At 41.7% G+C, this 14,136-nt stretch carries 12 protein-coding genes; all 12 read right to left on the bottom strand.

Features of this window, described 5'->3' with window-relative positions:
• The 12 genes from LH29_RS20200 to LH29_RS20145 all read right to left on the bottom strand — a co-directional run bounded on the left by LH29_RS20200 (position 1) and on the right by LH29_RS20145 (position 14,126).
• Positions 1 to 864 (bottom strand): nucleotide-binding protein, encoded by an 864-nt coding sequence (locus LH29_RS20200; protein WP_045033097.1) that lies wholly within the window; start codon positions 862 to 864, stop codon positions 1 to 3.
• Positions 865 to 1,019: 155 nt separating this feature from the next.
• Positions 1,020 to 1,361, bottom strand: a complete 342-nt coding sequence (locus LH29_RS20195) for a NifB/NifX family molybdenum-iron cluster-binding protein (RefSeq protein ID WP_045033095.1) — start codon at positions 1,359 to 1,361, stop codon at positions 1,020 to 1,022.
• Positions 1,362 to 1,376: 15 nt separating this feature from the next.
• A complete protein-coding gene (locus LH29_RS20190; RefSeq protein ID WP_045033094.1) occupies positions 1,377 to 1,604 on the bottom strand; it encodes a DUF5320 domain-containing protein in 228 nt (75 codons plus the stop codon).
• Between the two features lie 5 nt (positions 1,605 to 1,609).
• Positions 1,610 to 1,930 carry a NifB/NifX family molybdenum-iron cluster-binding protein gene (locus LH29_RS20185; protein ID WP_045033093.1) on the bottom strand — a complete coding sequence of 107 codons (321 nt, stop codon included), beginning with the start codon at positions 1,928 to 1,930 and terminating at the stop codon, positions 1,610 to 1,612.
• 176 nt (positions 1,931 to 2,106) lie between these two features.
• Complete coding sequence (locus tag LH29_RS20180; RefSeq protein WP_045033092.1) at positions 2,107 to 2,685, bottom strand: HdeD family acid-resistance protein; 579 nt, start codon at positions 2,683 to 2,685, stop codon at positions 2,107 to 2,109.
• A 378-nt stretch (positions 2,686 to 3,063) separates the two neighbouring features.
• Positions 3,064 to 3,249 (bottom strand): YgaP family membrane protein, encoded by a 186-nt coding sequence (locus LH29_RS20175; protein ID WP_045033091.1) that lies wholly within the window; start codon positions 3,247 to 3,249, stop codon positions 3,064 to 3,066.
• Positions 3,250 to 3,286: 37 nt separating this feature from the next.
• Complete coding sequence (locus LH29_RS20170) at positions 3,287 to 3,598, bottom strand: hypothetical protein (protein WP_045033089.1); 312 nt, start codon at positions 3,596 to 3,598, stop codon at positions 3,287 to 3,289.
• Between the two features lies 1 nt (position 3,599).
• The gene (locus tag LH29_RS20165; protein WP_082063876.1) at positions 3,600 to 6,857 is read right to left on the bottom strand and encodes an efflux RND transporter permease subunit; all 3,258 of its coding nucleotides are present in this window, start codon (positions 6,855 to 6,857) and stop codon (positions 3,600 to 3,602) included.
• Between the two features lie 137 nt (positions 6,858 to 6,994).
• Complete coding sequence (locus LH29_RS20160; protein WP_045033088.1) at positions 6,995 to 8,086, bottom strand: efflux RND transporter periplasmic adaptor subunit; 1,092 nt, start codon at positions 8,084 to 8,086, stop codon at positions 6,995 to 6,997.
• A gap of 14 nt (positions 8,087 to 8,100) precedes the next feature.
• Entirely contained in the window at positions 8,101 to 9,432 is a 1,332-nt protein-coding gene (locus LH29_RS20155) for a TolC family protein (protein ID WP_045033087.1), read from the bottom strand.
• A gap of 417 nt (positions 9,433 to 9,849) precedes the next feature.
• Entirely contained in the window at positions 9,850 to 11,028 is a 1,179-nt protein-coding gene (locus LH29_RS20150; RefSeq protein ID WP_045033085.1) for a TolC family protein, read from the bottom strand.
• Positions 11,025 to 14,126 (bottom strand): efflux RND transporter permease subunit, encoded by a 3,102-nt coding sequence (locus LH29_RS20145; RefSeq protein ID WP_045033084.1) that lies wholly within the window; start codon positions 14,124 to 14,126, stop codon positions 11,025 to 11,027. The genes LH29_RS20150 and LH29_RS20145 overlap by 4 nt, the downstream gene beginning before the upstream one ends.
• Between the last annotated feature and the right edge of the window lie 10 nt (positions 14,127 to 14,136).

The following is a 14,136-nucleotide window of genomic DNA, read 5'->3' as shown; positions in this document are numbered from 1 at the left end:
TTAGTTGATAATGGTAGCCAGATTTCCAAGGATAGAATGATAAGCTTTTTCTACATCCACCGGTATATTTTCAAATAATTCTCCCCGCGAATAATTCTCCGCATACACTTTTGAAAATGGTATTTTACCCAGCAACATGATGTTGTTTTCCTCTAAAAATTGATAAATAGTGTTGTTCCCCAAACCTGCTTTGTTTACAATTACGCCAAATGGTTTATGAATTTTATTTAGCAACTCAACTGTTATTTTTAAATCGTGCAAGCCAAAGGGAGTGGGTTCAGTCACCAGAATGACGTAATTAGCTGTTGCAACGGTTTCAACAACTGGGCAACTTGTGCCGGGAGGTGCATCAAGCAACGTAAGATGTTGATTTGAATCAGCTAGCTTTTTTACACTTTTAATCAATGTAGTTTGCATGGCGGAACCAATTTTGAGCCGTCCTTCAACTATTCCGGCGCCAAAGGTTGTCCGGTAATCGGAAATGCTGCCCAGCGAATTCTGAACCGGTGTGAGCGCCTCAAACGAACAAGCCTCAAAACATGCTCCGCACGAGTGGCAAAGTTCGTAATTTACTTCCGCAAATTTTAGTCTTTGAACAATGCTAATTGCATTGAATTCGCACCATTCAACGCATTTTTTGCAATAGATACACCTTTCTTTATCAATTTCAGGAACGATGATAAAAACCTCTTTTTCTGCTTCTTTTTTCGCTTGAGGAAAAAAAAGCATGTCGTTTGGTTCTTCCACATCGCAATCGATTAATTGTACGCGGTTGTTATATTTTTCAGATAAGAAATAGTACAGGTTAACCGAAACGGTTGTTTTGCCGGTACCTCCTTTACCGCTTGCTATGGCAATTTGCATATTCAATTGTGTTTAAAAAATTCCCCGGAGTGTTGCCCCGGGGAATACCGAATTAGTAGCTAACCTAACTCTGAGTGACTATGAAATCTCAGAAATGCACTAAACTTAGCATGTTTTGGACTATTGTCAGACAGCATATAACCGCCAGATATTTCCTAATGGTCGCAGTAATTGGCCGAAAACTCAATGGTATCGTTAAGGAAACCTTGTGCCAGTTCGGATGCCGAAAGTTGCGGTGCACCCACAAAAACATTTACATTGTTGTAGGTGAAAATTTGAATGGCTTTATGGCCCATTCCTCCTGCCAGCACATCGGTAACGCCATTTTCGGCTAACCACTTAGGCAACACTCCCGGCTCGTGAGGCGGGGGAGTTACCCGTTCTTCGTTTACAATCGTTGTCTTTTCAACATCTAACAGTGCAAAGTACTTGCAGTGTCCGAAATGTCCGTCTAAAATCCCGCTTTCGTCAACAGGAACAGCAATTTTTTTTCTCATGCTTATTTCAAATTATTAATTTTCTAAAGGGCCAAATCCCCGGCCACGACCTCTCCCTTTTCCACGTCCCCAATCAATTGGTAAGTTTTCGTCGGTTGCGTGATTTCTAAATCTGAAACCTCTTCCACCTCGTCTTCCAACGTTGGCAAACTGTTCTTCATTTAATGCGGGGTTGCATCTTCCTTGTTTTCTGCCGGTTTGGGAACCTTGTCCCATTGGTCCGGTTTTGTTTAATCCTGGCATTGTTTCTAATTGTTTTCAATTCTCGAAATCACATCTCTTACTTTCAGCTCTTCATCATCTAACTCTATCATTTGAATTTCAAATTTCTCCAGCATATCCTTGGCTTTTGGTCCAAAATGACCCGAGATGATCTGTTCCGCACCTAATTCTGCTGCCATTTCCGAAGATTTTGTACCGGCTCCGCCATTTGAGTTTTTAAAACTGTTTTCGATGAAGTTAGTTGTGTGGGTTTCTTTGTCGTACACACAAAACCATGCCGCACGTCCAAATCGTAAATCAAATTTAGAATCTGCATTGTCTCCGGATGACGTAATTATTGTTTTCATATAATAAACATATGTGCCTTACGAAAATAAGTGAAATAGTTGAAATAAACAAGAAATAAATCGATCAAATGTTTATTAATAAGGTTTGGTGATTATTAGAATTGGGCACAAAAAAAATTGCAAAGCCATTGTTGATCATGACCTTGCAATTTCTAATAAATTGAAATATAGAATATTTAATTATTCTCCATTTCCTGTGCTTTCTTTTTAACCCGGTTTGCAAGCAGTATGGTAATTATTCCTGCAAAAATGGCGAAAGAGCCCATTACTTTAACAACCACCAGTGCAGATGTATACGGGGAGGAAATAAGAATAATACCGAGCACTATTGAAAATATTCCGCCCCAAATCATAGAGCGTTCGCCGGTGTGGTATTTCTTTATTCGAATACCGGTAACAACTCCGGTAATTCCGTTAATTAACGCAACCAATCCTAAAAACCACATTAAAAAGGAGGTTGTGAGTACTGAGCTCGAAAAGGGTTTTAATACTACGATTAGTCCCGCAATTATGCTTAGGCCACCAGTAATTAATCCCCACCACCAGTTTCTTCTCACATCTTTTTGTTTGTAGGTGTTGTAAAGGGTAACCACACCGTCAATTAGCCAGTAAATACCGAGAATAAAAATCAGGGTTGTAAGCGTTGCCTGAGGGAATAGGAGTAAAACTAATCCTACTACTACTAGGACTATGCCTCGGGCCATGATAAGTTTCCATAAGCTTTCGGCAACTTTTTTGTTTGTGTTGTCTGTCATTTCTAAGTTTTATTTGTGTTCGTTTGAGTTACAAGTTAGGGTAAAAACGTGAGATATACCAAGCAATACGAAATGTTTTACAGCGAAGTTGTTTCGAGTTTGAGAAGTGCCTTGTTAATGGTAAATGATAAAATTGCAAATTCAATATTTGTTGGAAATTACTGAGCAATAGAGGTTATTGGATATTTAGCAAAAAACAAACTGAGTCTTTTTATAAGCTGAGAAAATATAGAATTGCCAATGTCCAATGAAAAATATGCAAATATAGAATTGATTGGAAATTGCTAATTAAGCATTGATTATTGAATATTGAATGAAGGAACAAAAAAAGGTTGCCCCTTACAGACAACCTTTCATTATGCGCATTTTAGTACAGGGTTATTCTATTCCGGCCTTTTCAAGGATAAGTTCCAGCGGGCAGAATTTGGTGATTGATGATTGAAATAAATTCAATCCAACAAAACCTGCCAGGCCAAGCCAGTATATATTAACGAATATGGCCAATAGAATGCTTGTCAACACAAATATTCCTGCAACTGCGCGTACTATTCTCTCTTTCATCATATTATTGTTTTTATTGATATTTATATTAAAATGGTGATTATACAAATTTCTCAATAGCTGATATATAGGCACTTATCGGGCTGATTCCTTCGGCTTCTTCATTAAATTTTTTGATTCGTTCAAGGAGTTCATTTGCTTTATCCTCCTCCAAAAAGGTAAATGAAATGAAGTAGCGGTACGGATTTTTTGACGATCCAAACCAGTTGGAAATATCTGAGTGTCCATCGGCGCTTTCCATAAAACCGTCAACCGGTAATTCGCTGTACGAATTGATGTGGATGTCGCGAAAGATCTGCTCCAGCTCATGATGATAAGCTTCGGCGCTCTGAATAATTATAAATTTCATCATTTTAATTTTCCTCCTCGTTAGATAAGTTATTTTCAGTTTTCGGAGTTTCAGCTACCGGAGCTTCTTCTACCGGGTATTTTTTCTTCTCTGTCATGTAATAAATCAGCGGAACAATAACCAACGTTAAGAATGTAGATGCAATTGTTCCACCCATCAGCGAAATTGCCAAACCCTGGAAAATAGGATCGAATAAAATCACTACTGCACCAATTACAACTGTTCCGGCAGTAAGCAGGATAGGAGTGGTTCGCACTGCACCGGCCTCGATTACTGCGTCTTTTAGCGGCGCTCCATCTTTAAGCCGGAGATTTATAAAGTCGATGAGCAGTATGGAGTTTCGGACCATAATTCCCGCCAGCGCAATCAATCCGATCATTGAAGTTGCTGTAAAGAAAGCTCCCATCAGCCAGTGGCCGATTAAAATACCAACCAATGAAAGTGGAATGGCAACCATCATTACAAACGGAACCGTAAAGTTCTGGAACCATCCAATGATTAACAAGTAAATTACCAACAGAACCACTGCAAATGCAGCGCCCAAATCGCGGAATACTTCGTATGTAATTTGCCACTCACCGTCCCATTTCAGGCTGTAATTATCTTGAACAAATGGCTGTTGTGTGAACTCTTCGTTCAGCGTGTAACCTTCAGGTAGCTGGATTTTATCGAGGTTGTCGCTCATATCCAGAATTCCATAAACCGGGCTTTCCAGTGCTCCTGCAATATCGGCAGTTACATAAACCACTCGTTTCTGATTTTTACGGTAAATACTTTTGTCCTGAATTTCTTCTTTTATCTCAACAACATCGCCAAGCGCCACTTTCTGGCCGGTCATGCTCATGATATTTATTTTCTTCAGGTCTTCAATGCTCGAACGCTCATTTTCTGAAAAACGCAATGCAATTCCAACTTGCTCGTGTTCTTTCTCGGCATATAATTGAGCAACTTCCTGACCGCCAAGAGCCATGGCAACACTGTTTACCACCTGTTGTGTTGAAATGCCGGCCAAAGCCGCCTTTTCTTTCAATACATTAAATTTGTATTCTACCTGGTCGTCTTCCACTTGCCAGTCGATATCTACCACATCGGCAGTATTGGCAAACAGGTCTTTTACCTGGCGGGCAACCTCAATTTGTTCGTCGTAATCCGGACCGTAAATTTCAGCCACCAAAGTTGAAAGTACCGGTGGCCCCGGTGGAACCTCAACCACTTTTGCATTGGCATTGAATTTTTTCGCCAGTTGCTGGATACCCGGACGCATGGCTTTTGCAATGTCGTGACTTTGCGCTTTTCGCTCCGTTTTGTCAGTAAGGTTTACCTGAATATCAGCAACATTCGAACCTCTTCGTAAATCGTAATGACGAACCAAACCGTTGAAGTTCATTGGCGAAGCAGTTCCAACATAAGATTGGTAATTGATTACTTCCTCCTGCTGAGCGATGTATGCTGCCAGTTCTTTAGTGACGGCTGCGGTGCGTTCCAATGTTGTTCCTTCAGGCATGTCGATTATTACCTGGAATTCATTTTTATTATCGAAAGGAAGCATTTTAACGGCTACCATTTTGAAATATACCAAAGTCATTGAAGCCAACAGGAAAAATGTAATGGTACCGATAAATGTCCAGCGTTTCCATGGCGACTCCAACATCGGTTTCATCGTTTTGTAGTAGATTTTGTAAATCGGCGAATTTTCCAGTTTAAAAGCCTTTTTTACCTTGTCGTCTTTCTCAACAACTTTCAGTAAGCGGAATGCCAGATACGGAGTAATCGTTAATGCTACCAGCAATGAAAAGATCATTGCAATGGATGCTCCAATTGGCATCGGACTCATGTATGGCCCCATTAAACCTGAAACGAAAACCATTGGCAATACAGCCGCAATTACCGTGAATGTGGCCAAAATTGTTGGGTTACCCACTTCATCAATCGAGCGTAAAGCAGCCTGAATGAACGGCAATTTTTTCATTTTAAAATGCCGGTGCATGTTTTCGGCAATAATTATCGAGTCGTCGACCACAATACCTGTTACAAATACCAGCGCAAAAAGGGTGATCCGGTTCAAAGTGTAATCGAGGAAATAGTAGCTGAACATGGTTAATGCGAAGGTAATCGGTACCGACAGGAACACAACCAGTCCACCGCGCCAGCCCATGGCAAGCATTACCACAAAAGTTACGGCAATAATTGCTCCTGCAAGGTGCATCAACAGTTCCGATACTTTGTGCGACGCTGTTTCTCCGTAGTTACGGGTAACATCAACATGCACGTCAGATGGAATCAGGTCTTTTTCAAGATGGCTGATTTTTTCCAGAATCTGATCAGCAACTTTCATGGCATCAGCACCACGGCGTTTGGCTACCGAAATGGTAACCGCCTGGTATTCGCCTGCAAATTCTTTTTTCTTTTCGTCCATCGATCCGTAACCAAAATTCACATATTGAATCGGCTCTTCAGGACCGTCAAGAATTTCGGCAACTTGTTTCAGGTAAACCGGACTTCCGTTGTGGATACCAACAACAAGGTTGGAAACATCATCTGAAGTTTGCAGAAATTCACCTGCTTCAACCAGGTATTCCACATCATTCTTATTAAAAGCACCGGTATTGAACTGCTGGTTCGCAATCTGTATTTTCTGTGCAATGCTCAATGCATCAACGTTGTAGCGGGCCATTGCTCCGTTGTTCAGCATCACGCGGATCTGGCGTGAGCGACCACCAATTACCTTTGTTTCCGAAACATCGGTAACCTGTTCAATTTCGTTATTTACTTCCTGCGCGATTCGTTTTAACTGGTAATCGTCGTAATTCTCGCTCCAGAAAGTCAGTCCCAACACCGGCACATCGTCGATCGAACGTGTTTTAACCAAAGGCAAACTTGTTCCGTGCGGCATCTGGTCCATGTGCTTCATAATTTCGTTGTACATTTTTACCAACGAACGTTCAATGTCTTCACCAACGTAAAACTGAACGATAAGCATTGCCTGACCCGGCATTGAGGTAGAGTATACGTATTCAACTCCCGGAATATTGGCTACCACTTTTTCGAGTGGTTGCATTACGCGGGATTCAATTTCTTTCGGGCTGGCTCCCGGGTAGCTAAAGAGGATATCGGCAATTGGTACGTCAATTTGCGGTTCCTCCTCGCGGGGAGTCAGGTACGAGCTGTAGATACCGATCGCCATAAATGCGACCATCAACAGCGGCGTTAATTTTGAATTTATAAATTGTCTGGCTATTCCGCCGGCAAATCCTGTTTTCATTTTTTTTCTCTTAAATTCATTTTTTAAGTTCTGTTTAATAGACCCCCTATCGTCACTTTGTTCCGATTGTCCCCCTAAAAGGGGACAGGAGCTTCGTTGAAGCGAAAGGGGTAATTCACTTAGGAATTACCTTTTTGTTAGTTAGAAGCTATAATTGCTCCGTCAAAAAGTTTGCTGTCAGACGACACAACATATTGTTCTCCATCCGATAAACCTGAGATGATCTCAATTTTGTCGCCAAATGTTTTACCGGTTTTTACCCAGCGCAGCAGGGCATTTCCCGACTGACTAACAGCATAAATTCCAACCAGCTGACCACGGTGGATCAGAGCTGATTCTGAAACCAGGATGCGTTTTTGTGTTCCATATTCAAACAACACTTCGGCATACATTCCGCTGTACAATTTTGCTGTACAGTTTTCAGGAACGTTAACCAAAACTTTTGCGCTGTATTGGTTGCCGGTATTTGTTGTTGATGGATTTATTTCAATAATTTTCCCTTCCAATTCTGCATTTGCTGAAGTGAATTTCACTTTAACGGCATCGTTCAACTGAACTTTTGCGATGTCGGCTTCAGGAACGCGTGCTATAACTTTCCATTGCGACGGGCTTTCCATGCTCAATAATGGCATTCCCGGATTGGCCATGTCGCCTTCCTGTACGAATTTGGTTGTAATAACTCCGCTGTAAGGTGCACGAATCGATGCATAACGCATGTTTTCTTCCACCTCGTTTTCCATTTGTTCAACGGCAGCCAAACGTGCTTTTGCCATGTCGTAACGGGTACGCATGTCGTCCATTTCTTTGTCCGATGCACTGTTTGCTTCGTAAAGTGCTTCGTAACGCTTCAGGTCCTTTTCTGCGCTTTCGTACGCAGTGCTTGCTTCAACTTTGCTTGCTTCAACCTGTGCTTTTTTAGCCAGAATATCCTGGTTTCTGATCTGGATCAACAGATCGCCCTGGTTTACTTTCTGACCTGGTTTTACGTAAATACGCTGAATTTGACCCATAATACGGGTGCTTAAATTACTTTGTTTATCGGCTTCCAATTTGCCCGAAAAACTATGTACTACCGGGTAATCAGCCAATTTTGCAACAGCAGTTTCTGCCGCAACTTTTTCCTGTGATCCCGTAGCGTGTTCTTTCTCTTTGTTACCACATGAGATTGCAATTATTGATAACAGTGCAATTGCAATTATGAGTTTCGATTTTTGTACTAGTGTCTTCATTTTTTATATGGCGTTTATTCGTTAATATCTTGTTCGATAAGCAATTCCATCTCAAAAATGGCTTGCTTGTAATTATAAATGGCTTGAATGTATTCTAATTCTTTTTGTGAGGTGAGGGCTTCCGACATTAGCAGATCGGCAGTTTTTTCCAATCCTTGTTCAAAACGATTTGTGCGGATCCGTAATGACTCCTGTGCCTGATCTTTTGCCAGTTTGCTCGATTGGATTCGGTTATAATTCAGTTCCATTTTGCGTGTTGCACGGTTGATTTCTATCTGGCTTTGCGACAGGTAATCTTCGTAGTTAATTCGTGCTTCGTCCAATTGTGCAGTAGCATGCTGAATAGCGCCTGCATTTTTATATCCGCTAAACAGGCTCCAACTTAATGAAGCACCAACCATGTAGTTGTTAGCTGAAGTTCCGAACAACGACTCATCGTTCCATTCAAAAGCTCCAAATGCATTTAACCGGGGAACGAATTTCATCTTATTCGATTTTACCATATTCTCACCGGCTTCGATTTGTTTTTGGTAAGCCAGCATATCCGAACGGCTTTCCAGATTTACTGAATTCCGGTCGATAATCACCTGCATTGGCGGCTGAATAAGCGAATCGGTGGTTTCAATAACTTCGCTGAATTCCATGCCTAACAAGTAAACCAAAAAGTCGTTGGCCGATTGGCGCTGGTTTTGTGCTTCAAGTAATTGATTCTTGCGTTCTTCCACACGAACAGAGGCTTCCAGTACATCTGCTTCTTTAGCTAATCCCTGTTCAGCGTTATTTTTTGTTAGTCGTAAAGCTTCTTCTGCAACGGCTACTGATTTTTGCAGTACCTCAACTGACGACTCGGCCAGCTCCAGCATGTAGTAAGCTTTTTTTACTTCGTATTTAATGTTCAGTCTAACCCTGTTGGTTTGAAACGACATGGCATCCAACTGGTTTTTGGCTGCCTTACGGGCGTAAATTCCATCAAGGTTCAGCAATGGTTGCTGCAACTCGATTTTGGTCTGAAAATTCTCGATACTTCCCGGATCATTCAACAGATCAGGATTAAAATCCTGTTGCGTTACAATCTCCTGTTTTAATTTGAAACCAAAAGAATTTAACGGATCGTTGGTCGACATTCCGGTGTGACTCGCTTCCAGTCCCGGTAAAAAAACAGAGTTTGTCATTCGGTAACGGGCACGTGCGGCTTCCACACGGGCTTCAGCACTTTTTACATTAAGATTGTTTTGTTCGGCAAGGGTAAGGGCCTCGCTCAAACTTAATGGTCGTGGTTGTGCCTTTAATATTGCCGGCGTTAATAACAGCAATAAAATAAGGTAATTGAATTTTTGTGTTGACATATTTGTAATCGTTTTTGATTCTTTTTTCGCCGCAAATATATGTTATTAGATGTAATTATCTATATAAATAGATATATAAATAATTGATTGATCATTTTTGAAATCTATTACGATAATAGGTTGTTGATTTGTTCGACTATTAGCATTCCAAAATTTATGTAAAAGCTAAGTGTAGTAACGTATTCTGATTCTTATAGTTACTGTGAGTTGATAAATTAATTCTATGAGGCGATAAAATTGATTTAGGGGATGAATTACATAGCAATTGTGAACATTATTTCAATGTTAACTTGAATTGGTTTGAATTTGAAGGGCTTAGAAGTAGGAGAGAAGTTCCAATTTGTGTACAGAATTGGAAACAGGATGTCATCTCTGTAAAAAGATGACATCCTTATAAAAAGTTTATTGTAGCAGAGTTTAGCTGTATATCAGCAATTGCGCCCCGGTAATGCTTAATTCTTTTTCCATATCAAGCAATTTCTCCAGGCTGTCGTAATACACGGTCAGCTCAAATAGATACTCAGTAAGCGAAATAGAACTTTTATCCAGCGCTTTACGCAACAATTCAAGATCGTTTTGCAACGATAACTGCTCACGAAACTGTGTAATGTTTTGCTGTATTGCGATGGCTTTGGTATGTAAGGTTTTCATCTCGTTGTAAAAACGTAGCTTTGCATCCGTCTCACGTTGTTGGGCCGCTTCGTTTTTTAACTGCGCATATTTCACCGTGTTTTTATTCTCAAACAATGGTATTGAAACACCCACCGAAACACCCTGAAAATGTTCGCCAACTACTTTTTCGCTCATATAACCGGCATTTAGTTTGGGCAGACTTTGCGCTTTCTGCAATTGCGTGTTTTTGTCAGAAATGGCGATCTCCTGTTCTAACCAGGCCAGCACCGGATTGTTAACAGCCGCCTGCGTTGCCCACTGCTCAAAATCGTTATCGATCGGAACAGTTTGAAAAGTCGTCTCCTCAAAACTGACTTCATTGCCACCGTTTAGAGTTGCCAACTGTTGCAGTAGTGTTTGTCGTTGAATTTCAATGTGGCGAAGTTCAGCTTCCGTATTCAATAGCGTAACTTTTGCTTTGTTTTGATCAAGAATATTGGCTTCTCCGGCATTCAGTTTTGTTTCAACTGACTTTGCGATCTGGCTGGCATTTTCCTGTCGTTTTTGGTATTCTGCCCGCAGTGCATTCTGGTAAGTGAGTTCAGCACAAATTAAACGCACCTGAAGGAAAATATCCATCTTTTGCTTTTTGTATTCCAGCTCAGCCTGTTCATTTTTCATGTCTGCAATCTGGTTGCGGTAGGCATAAGCCGATGGAAAATCAAACGACTGCTGAACGCTGATATCTGTGCGGTTGCCAATGGCTGACGGATCGCCCCACAAATAATGGAACTCCACCTCAGGGTTTTGCAGTTGAATACCTGTTTTATTGCCCATTTTTTCAGCGTCAACCATTTTTCTAAGCGTCGAAAGGGTGGTGTTGTTATTCTCAATCTCGGTCAACAATGTTTCGATGCTATTTTGCGCTGACGCAAATTGGCTGAACGTCAGAATCGATATAATTATGAATATTAGTTGTTTCATTTCGAATCCTTTTTAATGTTTCCATTTTTGCTTAAAGCATAGTAAACGATGGGCACTACATAAATATTCAGAATGGTTGATGTTAGTAAACCTCCTAAAATTACCTGTGCCATTGGGCTTTGAATTTCGTTACCCGGTAAATCGCCATTCATTGCCAACGGAATTAGCGCCAATGCGGCTGTTAGCGCCGTCATTAAAATGGGTAATAAACGGTCTTTCGAACCGTGCACCAGCGTTTCGTAAAGCTTTTCGCCCTCTTGCTCCAAACTTTGATAACGCGATACCAAAAGAATCCCGTTTCGTGTAGCGATACCAAAAAGTGTGATAAAACCAATAATTGCCGGAATACTCAGCATCCCGGAAGTAAGCATGATGGCAAAAATTCCACCGATCAATGCCAGCGGTAAATTCAGCAAAATGATACCTGCCAGTTTAAAGTTTTTGAATTCCTGGAATAAAAGCAGGAAAATGACAAAAAGAGCTGCAATAGAAGTGAGCAGCAACATACGTGAAGCTTTTTCCTCACTTTCAAACTGTCCGCCATATTCAACACGATAACCTTCCGGCAAGTCGATATTCTCGTTTACACTTTGTTTGATCGCTTCTACCACACTGTGCAAATCGCGACCTGCAACGTTGGCTGAAATCACCAGTTTACGTTTTACATTTTCGCGACTGATGGAATTTGGTCCGCTGGCCGAAACAATTTGTGCTACCTGGTTAAGTGGTACTTTTTTCCCATCGTAAGTATCGATCAGTGCATTATTAATGCCTTCCAGCTGGTCGGTGTAATCGGTTTTGTAACGAAGCAGCAAATCGTATGTTTGTTGTCCCTCGTAAATGTCGGCCATTTTTTCACCACCAAGTGCTATATCAACAAATTCGTTGAATTCGTGAATTGAAATGCCATAAAAAGCCAGCAAATCACGATTTGGACGAATTTGAATCTGTGGAATTTCAACCTGCTGTTCAACGTTCACGTCTACCAGACCATCGATATCAACAATGTGTGCTTTAATATCGTTACCCATTTGGAACATGCGGTTTAGATCGGAGCCAAACAGTTTAATGGCAATATTGGCGCGGGTTCCCGAAAGCATGTGGTCGATGCGGTGCCCCAAAGGCTGCCCAACGGTAAAGGCAATTCCCGGAATTCCGGAAAGTTTGCTGCGAACATCTTGCAAAAATGTCTCCAGTTCGCGGTCGTTCAGTGTAAAATTCACATCGATTTCGGCACTGTTGGTACTTTGCGAGTGTGTGTCCAGTTCGCCACGTCCGGTTCGTCGGGCAGTGCTGCTAACTTCAGGAATAGATAGCATTTCGGTTTCAACAAGTGAACCCAGTTTGTCGCTTTCTTCCAGAGATGTACCTGGTTGTGTTATAACCGATAGTGTTAAGGCACCTTCGTTAAATTCGGGTAGGAAACTACGCCCGAAACCCGAGAAAATAAACAGTGAAACCAGAAACAAACCGAGAATCGGGAATATCACTACTTTTTTGTGGTTCAGCACCCAAACCAACGAACGCTCGTATCCTGCCGAAAGGTTTCGTGCCAGCCAGCTTTCTTTTGATTTCCGTGATAAATAGTTGTCGCCCGATAACATCATTTTTGAAAGCAGAGGCGTTAATGTCATGGCAACAATCAGCGACATAAACAACGAAACAATGTAAGCAATACCAAGCGGTTTTAGCATGCGGCCTTCCATTCCCGAAAGGAAAAATAGTGGCATAAACGCAACGATAATAATGAGGGTTGCATTTAAAATGGAAGCCCTGATTTCTTTTGAGGCTTCGTAAACTACTGTGAAAGAACTTTGCCGTTCGCCTTTTGGTAACAGGAAATTTTGCCGAAGACGTTTGTATACGTTCTCCACATCGATAATGGCATCGTCAACCAGCGAACCAATGGCGATAGTCATACCACCCAAACTCATGGTATTGATATTAAGCCCAAGCAGGTTCAGTACAATCACCGACCCGAGTAAAGAAAGCGGAATTGCAAGCAGTGAAATCACTGTTGTTCTAAAACTTCCCAAGAACAAAAACAGGATAACGATAACCAGCACTGCACCTTCCAACAGCGCACGTTGTACGTTATTAACCGAAGTTTCGATAAAATCCGCCTGACGGAAAATTTTTGTATTTATGGTGACATCGGGCGGCAGTGTGGCTTTCATAGCCTCCAGCTTTTGTTCGATTTTTTCTGTAACCTCGAGCGTATTGGTATTCGGCTGTTTTGAAACGGAAATAATAATCGACTTTTTTGCATTATGCGAAGCGTAGCCCATTTTAACGGCGCTGCCAATTTTTACTTCGGCAACATCGTTTACCCGAATCGGTTTCCCGTTTATTGTTTTTACGAAAGTATTTCCCAGTTCTTCGGGATTTGAGGTACGGGCCACTCCGCGCACAACATATTCGTTGCCATGCTCGCGCACGATTTTACCTGTTGAATTCTGGCTCATTTCGCGGCAAGCGTTGGCCAGCTCGTTGATGGAAACACCGTAAAAATTCATTTTCAGCGGATCGGCCAGCACCTGGTACTGTTTGTAATCGCCACCAATAATGGTTACCTGCGAAACGCCACCAGTAGCAAGAATCACGGGTTGGATATCCCATTCGGCGATTGAACGTAGAGTCATCAAATCGGTAGAATCCGCTTGCAGGCTCATAAAAAATATTTCGCCCATAACGCTCGACTGTGGCGCCAGAATGGGTTCACCCACATTTTCAGGCATTGCTTCCTGTACGGTAATCAGTTTTTCACTAACCACCTGGCGTGCTTTGTAAACGTCGGTGCCCCAATCGAAATCGACCCACACAAATGAAAATCCCAGACCTGATGATGAACGTACGCGACGTACACCCATCGCTCCATTTACTGCTGTTTCAATGGGGTAGGTTACAAGGCGCTCCACCTCTTCGGGAGCCATTCCATGTGCATCGGTCATTACAATTACGGTAGGCGCCGTAAGGTCGGGAAACACGTCAATATCCATATTTTTAGCCGTGTATACGCCGAACACCACCAGAACCACCGAGCACAAAATAATAAGGTATTTGTTGTTCAGCGAGAACTTTATAATATTGTTAATCATAGTGATTGTC

Source organism: Draconibacterium sediminis (assembly GCF_000949475.1).
Classification (GTDB): domain Bacteria; phylum Bacteroidota; class Bacteroidia; order Bacteroidales; family Prolixibacteraceae; genus Draconibacterium; species Draconibacterium sediminis.
Note: the sequence above shows the minus strand (reverse complement) of the source record. Positions and strands in the feature narration are given on the sequence as shown.

Coding starts and splice junctions, on each gene's coding strand:
- LH29_RS20160 (WP_045033088.1), bottom strand. CDS start 8,086: ATGAAGACACTAGTACAAAAATCGAAACTCATAATTGCAATTGCACTG.
- LH29_RS20185 (WP_045033093.1), bottom strand. CDS start 1,930: ATGAAAACAATAATTACGTCATCCGGAGACAATGCAGATTCTAAATTT.
- LH29_RS20200 (WP_045033097.1), bottom strand. CDS start 864: ATGCAAATTGCCATAGCAAGCGGTAAAGGAGGTACCGGCAAAACAACC.
- LH29_RS20170 (WP_045033089.1), bottom strand. CDS start 3,598: ATGATGAAATTTATAATTATTCAGAGCGCCGAAGCTTATCATCATGAG.
- LH29_RS20150 (WP_045033085.1), bottom strand. CDS start 11,028: ATGAAACAACTAATATTCATAATTATATCGATTCTGACGTTCAGCCAA.
- LH29_RS20145 (WP_045033084.1), bottom strand. CDS start 14,126: ATGATTAACAATATTATAAAGTTCTCGCTGAACAACAAATACCTTATT.
- LH29_RS20195 (WP_045033095.1), bottom strand. CDS start 1,361: ATGAGAAAAAAAATTGCTGTTCCTGTTGACGAAAGCGGGATTTTAGAC.
- LH29_RS20175 (WP_045033091.1), bottom strand. CDS start 3,249: ATGATGAAAGAGAGAATAGTACGCGCAGTTGCAGGAATATTTGTGTTG.
- LH29_RS20165 (WP_082063876.1), bottom strand. CDS start 6,857: ATGAAAACAGGATTTGCCGGCGGAATAGCCAGACAATTTATAAATTCA.
- LH29_RS20180 (WP_045033092.1), bottom strand. CDS start 2,685: ATGACAGACAACACAAACAAAAAAGTTGCCGAAAGCTTATGGAAACTT.
- LH29_RS20155 (WP_045033087.1), bottom strand. CDS start 9,432: ATGTCAACACAAAAATTCAATTACCTTATTTTATTGCTGTTATTAACG.
- LH29_RS20190 (WP_045033094.1), bottom strand. CDS start 1,604: ATGCCAGGATTAAACAAAACCGGACCAATGGGACAAGGTTCCCAAACC.